Source organism: Dellaglioa sp. L3N, from assembly GCF_054941095.1.
Genome location: NZ_CM142928.1, coordinates 872,563 through 887,784 on the forward strand (window position 1 = coordinate 872,563; position 15,222 = coordinate 887,784).

Genomic DNA, 15,222 nt, shown 5'->3' on the forward strand with positions numbered 1-15,222 from the left:
ATGCCTAAGAGAAATGATATTCATAAAATAATGGTTCTTGGATCTGGACCAATTATTATTGGTCAAGCCGCAGAATTTGATTATTCTGGTACACAAGCTTGTTTATCTTTAAAAGAAGAAGGTTATGAAGTCGTTTTAGTCAATTCAAATCCGGCAACAATTATGACGGATAAAGAAATTGCAGATGAAGTGTACATTGAACCTTTAACGGTTGAATCAGTTTCAGGTATTTTACGTAAAGAATACCCAGACGCTATTGTGCCAACGCTGGGTGGGCAAATAGGGCTTAATTTAGCCATGGCATTATCCCAATCAGGTATTTTAGATGAACTAAATATTGAGTTGTTAGGGACAAAATTAAAATCAATTGACCAAGCTGAAGATCGTGAACAATTTAAGCAATTAATGCAAGAGTTAAATGAACCAATTCCAGAATCTTTGACGGTCGAAACGTTAGAGCATGCACTTGAATTTGCGAACGTTGCTGGCTATCCAGTTATTGTTAGACCAGCATTTACGATGGGTGGAACTGGTGGTGGTTTGTGTAAAACAGCTGAGGAACTTGAAAAAACGGTTGTTAATGGATTGGAACTATCACCAACGACACAATGCTTGATAGAAAAGAGTATTGCAGGATACAAGGAAATTGAATTTGAAGTTATGCGTGATCATGCTGACAATGCCATTGTTGTTTGTAGTATGGAAAATTTTGATCCAGTCGGAATTCATACGGGGGATTCAATTGTTTTTGCACCAACTCAAACTTTATCTGATCGAGAATATCAAATGTTACGAGATGTTTCATTAAAATTAATTAGAGCGTTAAAAATTGAAGGTGGTTGTAATGTACAACTTGCCCTTGACCCTAATAGTTTCAAATATAATATTATAGAAGTTAATCCACGAGTGAGCCGGTCATCAGCATTAGCTTCAAAAGCAACGGGTTATCCAATTGCTAAAATAGCTGCTAAAATAGCTATCGGACTCAATTTAGATGAGATATTAAATCCAGTTACTAAAACAACTTTTGCTGAATTTGAACCAGCATTAGATTATGTTGTTGCTAAAATACCACACTGGCCATTTGATAAATTTAATCGTGCTAATCGTTCACTTGGAACACAAATGAAGGCAACTGGTGAAGTTATGGCGATTGGCCGTAACATGGAAGAAAGTTTACTAAAGGCGGTTCGATCTTTAGAAATTGATGAAGATTACTTACAGTTGGAGGGTGCACAAAATGCGACCGATTCTGAATTAGAAAATCAATTGGTTAATGCAACTGACCAAAGACTCTTCTATTTGGCAGAAGCCATTCGCCGAGAATACACAATTGATGAAATTGCAGAACTCACAAAAATTAATTTAGTTTTTTTAGATAAATTAAAACATATCATCGAAATTGAAATGGCATTAAGTACTCATGCCCAAAATGTTGATGTTCTTAGTGAAGCAAAAATTCATGGGTTTAGTGATAAAGTTATTGCTAATATTTGGCAGGTAACGCCCGATGATGTTAGAACGTTAAGGAAAGAAAATAACATTATACCAGTTTATAAAATGGTTGATACGTGTGCTGCGGAATTTGAATCATCAACGCCTTATTTTTATAGTACGTATGAACATGAAAATGAAAGTAAAAAGAGTCACAAACAAGCCATTATGGTCATTGGCTCGGGACCTATTCGAATTGGTCAAGGAGTCGAGTTTGACTATGCAACTGTCCATTGCGTTAGAGCCATTCGAGCTGCTGGATATGAAGCCATTATTATGAATAGTAACCCTGAAACGGTTTCAACTGATTTCTCGATTGCAGATAAATTATATTTTGAACCATTAACATTAGAAGATGTCTTGAACGTGATTGATGTTGATAAACCTTTAGGGGTTATTGTACAGTTTGGTGGGCAAACTGCCATTAATCTTGCTGGGGGACTACAACAGCATGGCGTTAAAATATTAGGAACATCGGTTGAAAATCTAGACCGTGCCGAAGATAGAGAATCATTTAATCAAGTCATTAACCAATTAGGATTAAAACAACCTATTGGTAAGACGGCAACGACACAAGATGAAGTTATCGAACGCGCCACAGAAATTGGCTATCCGGTGCTTGTTAGACCTAGCTATGTTTTAGGTGGACGTGCAATGGAAATTGTTCAAAATCAAGCAGAACTTGAAACGTACTTGATTAATAATGTTAAAGTTGCGCCACAACATCCTATTTTAATTGATAGTTACCTTGAAGGTATCGAATGTGAAGTTGATGCGATATGTGATGGTGTTTCAGTTTTAATTCCAGGAATTATGGAACATATTGAGCATGCTGGGATTCATTCAGGTGATTCAATGGCGGTTTATCCATCACAACATTTATCAGATGAAATTAAAACTGAAATTGTTCGTGCAACTAAAAAAATTGCGCTTAAACTAAAATGTGTGGGTTTGATGAATCTCCAATTTATTGTTCATCAAAATGAGCTTTATATTTTGGAAGTTAATCCACGTGCCAGTCGGACAGTGCCATTTTTAAGTAAAGTGACAGGTATAAAAATGACTCAGGTTGCAACCAAGATTATTTTAGGTTACGGCTTACAAGAACAAGGTTATCGAGATGGTTTGTTTGCAGAACCTGATTTAATTCATGTAAAAGCACCTGTCTTCTCATTCAGTAAATTGAATGACGTTGATCCATTTTTAGGGCCAGAAATGAAATCAACTGGAGAAGTCATGGGAACAGATCAAACCTTCTCTAAAGCACTCTACAAAGCGCTAGTTGCTTCTAATATTAATTTATCAGGTAATGGCTCTGTTTTATTGAATAATGACGCTAAAAACAAAAATGCCGCATTACCACTTGTCCAGCGATTTATTTCATTGGGCTATCAAGTTTTAACATCAACTGAAATGGTTGATTTCTTTGCAGCACATGGCCTTAAAACATTTGTTAGTACGGAAGCTAAAAGTATTGATAAGCAGTTAGATGATATTAGCCACTTACTTCAATCTGGAACGGTTCAATTTGTGATTGATACGTTATCAGATGATCATGAAAAAAGGTCATATGGTTACCAAGTTCGTCAAAAGGCAATCATGCAACATATTCCGTTATTTACATCATTACAAACGGTTGATGCGCTGATTCAAGCTTTAGAAAGTCAGGCATTTTCAGTAGCTGCACTATAAAAAATGAGGGGGAAAATGATTTGGTTGAAGAGCGATTAGCAGTTACATTAGCAGGCATTCATTTTAAAAATCCAATTATGCCAGCTAGTGGTTGTTTTGGATTTGGCGATGTTCCAAGTGCTAAAAAATATGATTTGGATTTATTGGGTGGCATCATTACGAAAACAGCAACTATGGAACGAAAAAATGGTAATGAACAACCACAAATCATGCCCATCAACGATGGCATTTTAAATTCTGTTGGGCTAAAGAACCCCGGAATTGATGCTATTGTGACTGAAAAAATGCCAGCATTAAAAGCAGCTCATCCAGACTTACCAATTATTGCAAGTGTAGCGGGAGCCACTGAAGAAGAATATGTAACAGTGGCCAAGTCGCTAAATGATTCGGGCCTTGTTACTGCCTTAGAATTAAATGTATCTTGTCCAAATGTTGATGTCGGTGGCATGTTATTTGGTACAGACCCAGAAATTACGGGTCATTTGGTCGCAGCTGTTAAAAAAGTCACAACAATTCCAGTCTTTGTAAAATTAACCCCTAATGTAACGGATATTACAAAAATTGCCATTGCGGCGGAAACTAATGGCGCAGATGGATTTAGTTTAATTAATACAGTCCAAGGTATGAAGATCGATATTCATACTCGAAAATCGGTTCTTGGACGGCAAATCGGTGGTTTATCAGGGGCTGCAATTAAACCAATTGCCGTTCGTATGGTTTATGAAGTGAGTCGTGTGTCTGACTTACCGATTATTGCCATGGGCGGTATTGAAACAGTTGACGATGTCATCGAAATGTATCTTGCTGGTGCCAGTGCTGTCGGAATTGGTTCGGCTCATTTTAAAAATGCAATGGTTTGTCCAGATTTAATCGAAGCATTACCTGCAAAATTAGATGAACTCAATATAAAATCTTTAGCTGAATTAATTACTGAAGTAAGGGAGAGTAGATAATGATTAATCGACCTATTATTGCCTTAGATTTTCAAAATAAAACGCAAACAATGGATTTTTTACATTTATTTCCTCAAGATGAACGTCTCTTTGTTAAAGTTGGAATGGAATTATTTTACAGTGAAGGGACCCATTTCGTTGAAGAATTAATTGACCAAGGACATGATATCTTTCTTGATTTAAAATGTCATGATATTCCAAATACAGTTCGGCAAACAATGACAAGTTTAAGCCGGCTTGGTATTTCATTAACAACAGTTCACGCAGCTGGTGGTGTTGAAATGATGAAATATGCATTAGATGGACTAGATCAAGGGAACCATTCGAAACAATTACCACAAATCATTGCGATTACACAATTAACATCTACTAGTCAAAAACAATTAGAAACAGAACAATTAGTTGAACGTCCTTTAATTGAAAGTGTTGTTAATTATGCTAAATTAACAGAACAGGCTGGTTTAGCAGGCGTTGTTTGTTCAGCGCAGGAAGCTAAAATGATTAAGGACGCAACATCTGAAAAATTTTTAGCTGTCACACCTGGTATTCGATTAGCAGGTCAGGCAGTAGGTGATCAAAAGAGAGTAATGACACCGACTGAGGCAAAGAAAAATCAAAGTAGTGCAATCGTTGTCGGTCGATCAATTACGCAAGCTGAAGATTCTTTTTCTGCTTATCAAACAATTAAAAAAATGTGGGAGGACGCTTAGATGAATTTAGCAGAAATAATTGCCAGTGACTTATTAGAAATTGAGGCTGTCACATTATCACCGAATGAACCCTTTACTTGGGCAAGTGGGTTAAAAAGTCCAATTTACTGTGATAATCGTTTAACAATTAGCTATCCAATTATTCGTACTAGAATCGCTAAAGGTATTGCCGATATTATTCGTGAAAAGTATCCTGAAACAGAAGTTATTGCTGGAACTGCGACTGCAGGTATTCCACACGCTGCATGGATTGCCGAAGAATTGAATTTACCTTTAATTTATGTCAGAACGAAGCCTAAAGATCATGGAACCGGTCAACAAATTGAGGGTCGCTTAATTAAAGGACAAAAAGTTATCTTGATTGATGATCTTATTTCAACGGGTGGAAGTGTTATTCAAGCAGTTAAAGCAGCAAGAAATGAAGGTGCTGACGTTTTAGGTGTTGTTGGTATTTTTAGTTATGAACTAGAGGCAAGTATCACTAACTTTGCTGAAATTGACACACCATTTGATACTTTAACAACTTATTCGACACTAATTAAAGTTGCTAATGAACAAGGAAAAATTGATTCTGAGGAAAAATTATTACTGGATAAATGGCGTATTAATCCAAGTGATTGGCTATAAATAAAAATATCGACTAAGAAGTTATCTTAGTCGATATTTTTTATTTGCGACGCATAGCCAATATTTTCTTAAAATCAGGGGTAATAAATGTTGATTTTTGCCCTTCATAAACAACAAATCCAGGTTTTGAACCGTTAGGTTTTTTGATACGTTTAACTTGAATATAATCAACTGGGACAGATGCTGATTGACGATATTTTGAGAAGTAAGCGGCCAAGTTAGCAGCTTCCGTCACTGTTTCATCACTGGGATCAGAGCTATGAATAATTACATGTGAGCCAGGTATATTTTTAGCATGTAACCAAATATCTGATTTATTAGCAGTTTTCATTGTTAATTGATCATTTTGAAGATTATTCTTCCCAACAGAGATGAGTGTTCCATCAGTTGCATAATAATCATCTGGTTTACTTAATTTAACTTTAATTACTTTTTTATTTTTGTTTAATTTTTGTTCTTTTACCAGACCTTGTTGTTGTAATTCAGTTTTAATGTCTGGTAAATCTTTAGGTTCTGCTAATTCAATTTCTGATTGAATTTCTTCTAAATAATCAATTTCTTTTTGATTAAGAAGGAGTTGTTCATTAACAAAAATGACTGCATTTTTTTGTTTTTGATACTTTTTAAAATACTTTTGTGCATTTTTTGATGGTGAAATTTGATTAGATAATTGGATTGTCATCTTTTTTTCATTATCATAAAAGTTAGGTAACGTAATCTCTGTCATTCCTTGTTTAACTAAATGAAGATAGGTGGTTAATAATTCACCTTGGACGCGTAATTTGTCAGCAGTTTCAGTATTTTTAAGCGTTTTTTCTAATTTTTTTTGTTTACCACGATTTTTTTTGAGTTCATTTTTAACAACACGAATTAAATGACTACCTTGTTGTTGAACGCGGTCTTTATTAGCTTTGTCAAGATAGTAGGTATCAAGCATTTCGCTTAATGACTCAAATGTTTGACCAGTCCCGATTTCTTTATTTGGAATAGCTGAAAAATCAAGACGCTTACCAGATAAAATAGTTGGCGTAGGCGTATCAAATTGTGCAAAGAAAGCTTTCCAACTTACATCTAAATCTTCAAAATTAGTGTGGAGTGCAGTTGCAAGATCCATACTAGACTGACCAGCCAGCCCTTGATAATGATTTTGAAGTTCTTTTGCTAAAACGTCCTTATTTGGGAATTCAGATAGGAGATTTTTAAAAACGTTAGATGTATCCGTAAATGGATTTAATTTATCTTGTGCTGGTGGCTGACGATAGGTTGCACCAGGTATCAGCATTCGATAACGATTTTGGTCTGAACTGATATGTTTAATTGTATCTAAAACTTTATCGTTTGTCGGATTAATCAAGAGACAATTACTATAGCGACCCATCATTTCCAAACTTAAGATTAAGGGTTGTTCATCACCCAATTCATTTCTAGTTAAGAATGAAAAATTAATGATCCGGTCATTAGCAATTTGGTCAATTGCAACAAGTTGACCACTTTCTATATATTTACGAAGCATCATGGTAAAGTTAGTTGGTGTTTTAGGATTTGAATAGGGAATATTAGTAATTTGTGCACGAGCATAACTCGAATGTGCAGATAATAGAAGCGGGTGACTCTTTCTATTAGCACGAATTGTAACAATAACCTCATTAGGGTAGGGTTGTGATATTTTTGAGACCCGACCACCGATTAGTTTCGTTCTCAGTTCACTAATCATTGCATGAGTAAAAACGCCATCAAATGACATTTAATCAACTCACTTTCTATAAAATATGTTTAATATCTATAAGTGTAACGTTTTGAGCGATAAATCGCAAAGAAACGTTATTAAATAGTTTTCTTGCCATAATTAGTATAAATGTTGTATAATGCAAGATATATTGAATTTGAGGGGTTAGCAAAATGAAAACAAGTCTTGAAAACTTATTATCAATTGACAAACAGTATAAAATGATTTTACAACGTTTAACTAAAAAAAATAATTTAACGATATCTGAGTGGCAGTTATTAAAAAAAATCAGTGCTAAATTTAACACGCAAGAAAAGTTAGCTTTAGAAACTGATTTGGATATTTCAACACTCAGCCGTCAATTAAAACGTTTAGTTGAAAAAGAGATGCTTGATAAGCACAGTATTGGTGAAGATAAACGACAATTAATTTATACGATGACTGAAGTTGGTGTTGAATCTTCAAAAGCGGTAGACTTAGGATTTACTAATCTTGAAGCAACCATTTTTGAAAAATGGCCAGAAGATGAACAAAATTTATTAAGAATGTTATTAAATCGCTTAGATAAAAGTCTAACGAGAACTGACGTTTAAACTGTTATAAAAACGAGGTGTTTAATTAATGAAAATAGCAATTGTAACAGATAGTACGGCGTACTTATCTAAAGAACAGATTGAAAAAAATAATATTACGATTATCCCTATTCCAGTAATTATCGACAATAAAATTTATAATGAAGGTGTCGATATTACAACGGAAGAATTTTATGAACAATTAAAGACATCTGAATCTTTTCCCAGTACCTCACAACCTTCTGTCGGAGAAATGATTAATTTGTATGATAAATTAGGCAGTGAAGGCTATGATATTGTTTTAAGTATTCATTTAACAAATACAATTTCAGGATTTATTGATAATTTAAAAAATATCGCACCAACGATTGAATCAACACGTGTCATACCCTATGATTCAGGAATTACAGTTATGTTAATGGGTTATTTAGCTTTAGAAGCCGCTAAGATGGCTAACGAAGAAGCTGATATCGACGCTATTATTGCGCGATTAGATGATTTAAAAACCACATTAGGTGAGTATTTTATTGTTGATGATTTACAAAACCTTGTACGAGGTGGTCGTTTATCTAATGCTTCAGCATTTATTGGAAGTGTTCTAAAAATTAAACCAATTTTAACGTTTGATAGCATTTCAAATAAAATTGTGGCGTTTGAAAAAATCAGATCAACAAAAAAAGCCATTAAACGAGTTGAGGATTTATTTGAAGAACATCGTACGTCAGTTGATTATCCTTTACGTGGACTGATTATTCATGCAAACGATGAAGTTGCGGCTGTTAAATGGCAAGTTAAAATGAAGAAAAAATATCCTGATATGACATTTGATATCAGTTACTTTGGACCTGTTATTGGGACTCATTTGGGCGAAAAAGCCTTAGCCTTAGCATGGATTAAAGATTTTGATCAAGCATAGTAACATTACTTATATTAATAAACTGACACTCATTCAAATTTCATGAGTGTCAGTTTTTCATTATCATCTAAATATTCTGATAAAGGGGTCTTAAATAATGAATAAATCATATATTATTCTACTTGTACTATTCTTTTTAGCAATTGGTGGCTATGCGACATACAGCCATATTGAATCAAATAAAAATAATGCACCAGAAACGACAAGTTCTGATAAGCTTAATAAAGAATCCAAATCGAATGCTGATAAAAAATCATCAGTAGATGACTGAATCAGCAAAAGCAAAGTAAAATAGATGTTAAAAATGCATAAAGTTGAAAAGACTAAAAATATTGGTTAATCAAGGTTCATCAAATGAATTACATTCAACTTTAGTTAAAACACACAATTTAATGAAAGTTGGATAGCAGTACATTCAAAGTAATATGTTGTAAATACTTACTTACGTATGATTGTTTTAGATAATTATAAAAATATTTTATAATTTCTTATATTCAAGCGTATTTTTATTTTATAAAAAATAAAATCTCATTATTATAATATGATTTTATTAATTATTTAGAATGTCTTAAAAACATCATTTATAGGATTAAATCAATAAATACCTTAAAATTGCATTTTTAATGAGTAAAATGCAATTTTAAGGTATTTTTATGCCAATTTGCTAAATTAATGTCTAAATGTTAAATATTGCTATGATATGGCTATTATTTAACTATTTTTTTAGATTTTAACGAAAGTTGAAACTTGTCTGCTTGATATGTTATTCTCTACATATAGAATTATTTAGTGGAATGAGGTGTTCTTTTGAGAAAAGAAAAGTATTTAGAATTGATTGAAAATGAATTACAACAACAGCCTTGGTATGCACAGGAGTATTACCAATCTAAATCTACTATTCCCCTATCCAATGCGACTTTATATCAATATTTAACAGAATTTAGACGTTTTTTTGATTGGTTATTGGCTGAAGGAATTGTTGATGGTACATCTATTAAAACAATCGATATTAGCGTTTTGGAACATTTAAAAAAGGAAGATATGGAATTATACAAGTCTTCCCTACTTTCAAGAAGCAAATCAAACAATGCTAATAGTAATACACAGCTCTCGAGAAGTACGGTAAATCGCTCATTAACAGCTATTTCATCTTTGTTTAGGTATCTTTCTGAAGAAACAGAAAAAGAAGACGGAGAGCCCTATTTTTATCGTAATGTAATGAAAAAAATTTCTGTGGTAAAAGATAATGAGACTTTTGCAACACGTGCGGCTAATATCAAGGATAAATTGATGTTAGGAACTGAAGATCGTGATTATATCAATTTTATCGATCAAAAATATGCAAATTTATTGAAACCAAAAGGTCTTTCATTTTTTAAACGTGATAAGGATCGTGACATTGCGATTAATGCGTTGATGCTAGGCAGTGGTTTACGGGTTTCAGAAGTTGCAAATAGTGACCTACCCGATCTAAATTTAAAAACAAACAACATTACTGTTATTCGAAAAGGTGGTAAAAAAGATACTGTTCCAATTGCGCCATGGGTTATTCCTTATCTTGTTAAGTATCTTGAAGTGCGAGCAATAAACTATAAAACAGATAAATCAGAAAAAGCCTTATTTTGTTCATCTTATCGTGGCATTGGTAAACGTATTGAGAGTGGTACAATTGAAAAATTGGTTGCTAAGTACTCCTCGGCGTTTAAGGTGCGCGTTACACCTCATAAATTGCGACATACGCTTGCCTCTAAGCTATATTTAGAGACAAAAAATGAGCAACTTGTTGCGACACAGTTAGGACAAAGCTCAACAAGCGCAACCGCGCTATATACACATATGATTGATGAAGAGCAGCGAAATGCTATTAATAAATTATAAAATAAAAACGGTTAACTCATTTTGATGAGTTAACCGTTTTTTTTAGGGTCTACAATATCTGTTGTTGGTAATAGAAATTAATTCTATTACTAATAACAGTTTTTTTGTATAATGACAAAAAAAGACCCAAAAGCCATAAGACTTTTGGGTACGGTTTATCGGCTCTACAATATTTGTTGTTGGTGATAGAAAATCTATCACTGGCGGCAATTTTTTTATATAATAATACAAAAAAGGGAACTTCGTTTCCTTTAATGGCCAGCCAGCCCAAAAGAAAGAGGTTCCCTCATGATTAATCATACTAAAGTTTTACTTGGAATAGAAGACCCAAATATTATAATTGATAATAATTTAGCTATTCAGTCTGATTCTGATAGTACTATTTTTATTTATGGTACTTTAAATTATCGTCCTAAAGCTTGCCAAAAATGTGGCGTTATCAATACAAATCAGATTATTAATTATGGTTGGCGAACTGTTTCGGTTCGCTTACCTCGTTCATTTGAACGGACTATTATTCTTAAATTACGCAAACAAAATTTCCACTGTAAAACATGCCACGGTTACTTTTTGGCACAAACAACACTCACAACAAAACATTGTTCCATTTCACTTAACTGCCGTAAAGCATGTATTGAAAAATTAAAAGAAACGAGTTCTATGACCCATATCGCAAAAGAACTCGCTACTTCGACTAACTACGTTAGTCGTGTGCTTGCTTTAACCAAACATGATTTCAAAGTGAATTTAAATTATTTACCAGAAGTTCTTCTTTTCGATGAGATTAAAACAACAAAAGATGCCTTAAGCTTTGAATATATGGATGCCAAAACTCACGAATTAATTGATTTAATCGAGGCACGAACCATCTATCAGATTACCAAACACTTTAATCGTTATGTTAAAACTGCACGTGATAACGTCAAAATAATTGTGACAGATATGAATTATACCTATCCTAAACTAGCTGAAACGTTGTTTCCTAATGCCATTGTTGTATATGATCGATTTCATATTGTTCAATCTATGACTAGAGCTTTCAATCAAACTAGAATTCAAGTTATGAAAAAACTTACAGTAAGTTCCCAATCCTACAAACAATTAAAACGATATTGGAAATTGTTATTAAAACCAATGAGCCAATTAAATTATAAGAATTTTCGTCATTGGTCTTACTTCAAAGAATGGCAAACTGAAACAGATCTAATTCAAAATCTACTAGCTATTGATCCAATCTTAGCTAATACCTATGATTGTCTTCAAAATAGCTTAACTGCCATCCGTAATAAAGATTGGTCAAAACTTAATTATCAGTTAACTAACGCCAAAGGCGTTTCAGAACAATTTCAAAAGGTAACTGTATCACTCATGAAACAACCAGATTATTTAAAAAATGCGCTACGATATCCCTATTCTAACGGTCCTTTAGAAGGACTTAACAATAAACTAAAAGTAATTAAGCGCAATGCTTATGGGTTTAAAAATTTTAGCCAGTATCGTTTACGTATTTTGAGTACAATTAAATTTTAAGCAAAAAAAGAAACCTGTTATCAAATAACAGATTTCTCAATGACAATTTCACCAACAACAGTTGACGAAGAGCCGGTTTATCCAAATCCATTATCGTTCAACCACCACAGATGAATTAATAAGAAAGAAGGAATCTCCGCATGTCTAATCATACTAAATTTTGGCTTGGAATAGAAGACAATAATCTAATGATTATTGATTATGAGACATCTAATGATGGTGTCACCAGGTTTAACGGTATTCTCGATTACCAGCCGAAGGCTTGTCCCAACTGCGGTATTAAGCACGAAGGTCAGATAATTAAGTATGGTTGGCGTCAAACAACCATTCGTTATCCTAAAGTATTAGGAAAAAATATTATTTTGTCTCTCAAACGCAGATATTTTAAATGTAACGAGTGTCAATCATACTTTTTAGCTCAAACTAGTGCAGTCCCTAAGAACTGTACGATTTCCAATACTTCTAGAAAACTCTGTTTAACTAAATTGACAGAACCCGTTTCTTTAACTCACATTGCTGATGAAATTTCGACTTCTGATTCCTTTGTAGGTCGTATTCTCATGGCCTCTGAACGGGATTTTAAACCTAATTATAAATTTTTACCCAATGTTCTACTCCTTGACGAAGTCAAGAGTACTAAATCTGCTACAGATGCCATGAGTTTTGAATTTATGGATGCTAGTAATCATGAATTAATCGATTTTTTATCTTGTCGACGACTCTACCAAATACAACGCTATTTTTATCGTTATTCAGCTACAGCTAGAAAAAACGTGAAGATTATTGTGACTGATATGAATTATACCTATCCTAAACTAGCCAAAGAAATCTTTCCTAATGCGATTGTTATTATCGATAAATTTCATATTATCAATTCAGTGAATCGTGGATTCACCAAAACTAGAATCAAACTTATGAAAGAACTGCCAACATCATCACAAGACTATAAGGCCCTAAAACGTTACTGGAAGCTCCTATTAAAACCGGCTGAAAATCTGGATTACAAGAATTTTAAAAAATGGACCTACTTTCCATACTTAACAACAGAAATTGATATCATTGACCATTTACTAAGTTTAAATCCAGAATTGAAAAAGGCATATGAACTCATGAACCAAATTAGATCAGCCCTTCACCTAAAAGATTGGAAGTCCTATGATTCAGCAATTAAAAACACCGAAGGTTGTTCCGAAGAAATGACTAAAAGTATTGAAACGTTGTTTCTTCACCATTTTGAAATTAAAAATACCTTTAATCATCATTATTCTAACGGTCCTTTAGAAGGCACAAATAATAAAATAAAGGTCATTAAACGCGTTAGTTTTGGTTTTAGAAACTTTTATAGATTTCGCATCAGAATATTTTATACCCTTAAGATTCATACAAAAAAAGGCCTAATCACTAAGTGATTAGAACCTTCATAATATCATTCACCAACAACAGTTGACGAAGAACCTTTTTTTATGCTTGTCCGTCCCATTCAGCTTTGAAATTTTCTAGAAAATCTAGCATAAATTGATGCCTTTTTTTAGCTAATTTATAACCTGGTTCTGTTTTCATTGTGTCAGCTAATGTTAATAATTTTTCATAAAAATGATTAATAACTGTTTGATTTTTAACGTTTCTATATTCCTCTGGAGTCATATTTACTCTTGGACCATGCTGCGGATCATAAATCTTACTACCAACGTGGCCGCCGTAATAAAAGGTCCTAGCAATTCCGATGGCACCAATGGCATCCAAGCGATCAGCATCTTGAACGATTTTAGCTTCTTCAGACAAACTAACCGCTTCGTTTCCTAATTGCTTTTTAAAAGAAATTGATTGAATAATCGTTAAAATATCATTAATTTGGCTATTAGTTAAATTGATAGATGTTAAAAAATGAGTTAAGCTAGCTGTTTCTTTTTCAACATTATCAACTACTTTATCATCAATAACATCATGTAAATAACTGCTAAGAACAATGACTAAGTAGTTGATGTTATAAGATTCTGAGGCAATATTCTTTGCATTTGCAACGACTCGTTCAATATGAGCAAAGTCATGTCCAGAAGTGTCTGATGCTAATTTATTTTGCGTATATTCTTTTACTGCTTGAATTTGTTCTTCAGGTGTCATTGCCAATTCCTCCTTAAAATAAAAAAGCTTAGAGATAAAGTCTAAACTTTTTTAATCTTTATTTTGCTTCAAAAACAGCTTGCAATTGAGGAACGACTTGTTTCTTTCTTGAAACGACACCAGGTAATGATAATTTATTATCAGAAAGCTTTTTATCGAAAGCTTTTTCAACCATTTCTTTAGGTTCTCCGACAACTAATAATTCTGAATCACTATCCAAAATATTTGTCACTAATAATAAGAATAAATCATAATTATTAGCTTTACTGTCAGCTTCAATTGCTGAAACTAAAGCAGTTTCACGATTAAATACTTCTTCTAAATCAACGGTATTGACTTGTGCAACACGAACTGTTTTTCCAGCCATATCGAAAGATTTAGCATCTCCGTTAATTAATTCTTCTTCAGTTTTACTTGATAAGTTAGTACCAGCTTTTAACATATCTAACCCATAGACGTTGTAGTCAGTATTGCTAATTTTAGAAAGAGCCTTCGTAGCTTCAATATCAACTGGTGTTGTGGTAGGTGATTTGAATAATAAGGTATCAGAAATAATAGCAGACATCATTAAACCAGCAATGTTAGCAGGAATTTCAACATTATTTTCATTAAACATTTTCCAAAGAATGGTACTTGAACAACCAACAGCTTCTGCACGGAAATTAAGTGGCATATTTGTTGTGAAGTTAGCGATACGGTGATGATCAACAACATCTGTCACAACAAGGTCGGCAATATCTGAAACGCTTTGTTGAAATTCATTGTGATCAACTAACATAACTGAGTCAACTTCATTTTTAGCTGTTTTAATAATTATTGGTTCGGGTTCATTAAAGTAGTCTAAAACAAATTTTGTTTCTTCACTTAACGAACCGAGGGCAACAGCTTCAGTATCAAAACCTAATTTGTTTTGTAAATATGAAAATGCTTTGGCAGCTACTACTGCATCCGTATCAGGACTTTGGTGCCCGAAAATTAATTGTTTAGTCATTATTTATAATCT

The 15,222-nt window shown here is 33.3% G+C and carries 13 protein-coding genes; 10 read left to right on the forward strand and 3 right to left on the reverse strand.

Going from position 1 to position 15,222, the window contains the following annotated elements; genetic code table 11:
* The 4 genes from carB to pyrE are packed head-to-tail and all read left to right on the forward strand — an operon-like array spanning position 1 to position 5,476.
* The gene (carB, locus tag ACVPPR_RS04445; RefSeq protein ID WP_462304757.1) at positions 1 to 3,186 is read left to right on the forward strand and encodes a carbamoyl-phosphate synthase large subunit; all 3,186 of its coding nucleotides are present in this window, start codon (positions 1 to 3) and stop codon (positions 3,184 to 3,186) included.
* 20 nt (positions 3,187 to 3,206) lie between these two features.
* Positions 3,207 to 4,139, forward strand: coding sequence for a dihydroorotate dehydrogenase (locus tag ACVPPR_RS04450; RefSeq protein ID WP_462304758.1), 933 nt, complete (start codon positions 3,207 to 3,209; stop codon positions 4,137 to 4,139).
* Positions 4,136 to 4,849 (forward strand): orotidine-5'-phosphate decarboxylase, encoded by a 714-nt coding sequence (gene pyrF / locus ACVPPR_RS04455; protein ID WP_462304799.1) that lies wholly within the window; start codon positions 4,136 to 4,138, stop codon positions 4,847 to 4,849. The genes ACVPPR_RS04450 and pyrF overlap by 4 nt, the downstream gene beginning before the upstream one ends.
* Complete coding sequence (pyrE, locus tag ACVPPR_RS04460) at positions 4,850 to 5,476, forward strand: orotate phosphoribosyltransferase (RefSeq protein WP_462304759.1); 627 nt, start codon at positions 4,850 to 4,852, stop codon at positions 5,474 to 5,476.
* A gap of 40 nt (positions 5,477 to 5,516) precedes the next feature.
* On the opposite strand, the gene ACVPPR_RS04465 is transcribed toward pyrE, so the two are convergent.
* Entirely contained in the window at positions 5,517 to 7,220 is a 1,704-nt protein-coding gene (locus ACVPPR_RS04465) for an NFACT RNA binding domain-containing protein (RefSeq protein ID WP_462304760.1), read from the reverse strand.
* A 155-nt stretch (positions 7,221 to 7,375) separates the two neighbouring features.
* Here ACVPPR_RS04465 and ACVPPR_RS04470 point away from each other — a divergent pair, with 155 nt between their 5' ends.
* From ACVPPR_RS04470 to ACVPPR_RS04495, 6 genes are all read left to right on the forward strand, one after another.
* Positions 7,376 to 7,795 (forward strand): MarR family winged helix-turn-helix transcriptional regulator, encoded by a 420-nt coding sequence (locus ACVPPR_RS04470; RefSeq protein WP_462304761.1) that lies wholly within the window; start codon positions 7,376 to 7,378, stop codon positions 7,793 to 7,795.
* 28 nt (positions 7,796 to 7,823) lie between these two features.
* The gene (locus ACVPPR_RS04475) at positions 7,824 to 8,690 is read left to right on the forward strand and encodes a DegV family protein (protein WP_462304762.1); all 867 of its coding nucleotides are present in this window, start codon (positions 7,824 to 7,826) and stop codon (positions 8,688 to 8,690) included.
* A gap of 97 nt (positions 8,691 to 8,787) precedes the next feature.
* Positions 8,788 to 8,961 (forward strand): hypothetical protein, encoded by a 174-nt coding sequence (locus tag ACVPPR_RS04480; RefSeq protein WP_462304763.1) that lies wholly within the window; start codon positions 8,788 to 8,790, stop codon positions 8,959 to 8,961.
* Positions 8,962 to 9,497: 536 nt separating this feature from the next.
* Positions 9,498 to 10,568: a tyrosine recombinase XerS gene (gene xerS, locus ACVPPR_RS04485; protein WP_462304764.1), complete on the forward strand. Its 1,071-nt coding sequence runs from the start codon at positions 9,498 to 9,500 to the stop codon at positions 10,566 to 10,568.
* Positions 10,569 to 10,856: 288 nt separating this feature from the next.
* Positions 10,857 to 12,098 (forward strand): ISL3 family transposase, encoded by a 1,242-nt coding sequence (locus ACVPPR_RS04490; protein WP_462303914.1) that lies wholly within the window; start codon positions 10,857 to 10,859, stop codon positions 12,096 to 12,098.
* 140 nt (positions 12,099 to 12,238) lie between these two features.
* Complete coding sequence (locus tag ACVPPR_RS04495) at positions 12,239 to 13,507, forward strand: ISL3 family transposase (RefSeq protein ID WP_462296923.1); 1,269 nt, start codon at positions 12,239 to 12,241, stop codon at positions 13,505 to 13,507.
* Between the two features lie 52 nt (positions 13,508 to 13,559).
* Here ACVPPR_RS04495 and ACVPPR_RS04500 read toward each other — a convergent pair whose 3' ends face one another.
* Both ACVPPR_RS04500 and ACVPPR_RS04505 read right to left on the reverse strand, forming a co-directional pair.
* Positions 13,560 to 14,219 carry an HD domain-containing protein gene (locus ACVPPR_RS04500; protein WP_462304765.1) on the reverse strand — a complete coding sequence of 220 codons (660 nt, stop codon included), beginning with the start codon at positions 14,217 to 14,219 and terminating at the stop codon, positions 13,560 to 13,562.
* A gap of 58 nt (positions 14,220 to 14,277) precedes the next feature.
* Positions 14,278 to 15,210, reverse strand: a complete 933-nt coding sequence (locus tag ACVPPR_RS04505) for a manganese-dependent inorganic pyrophosphatase (RefSeq protein WP_462304766.1) — start codon at positions 15,208 to 15,210, stop codon at positions 14,278 to 14,280.
* Positions 15,211 to 15,222 lie beyond the last annotated feature (12 nt).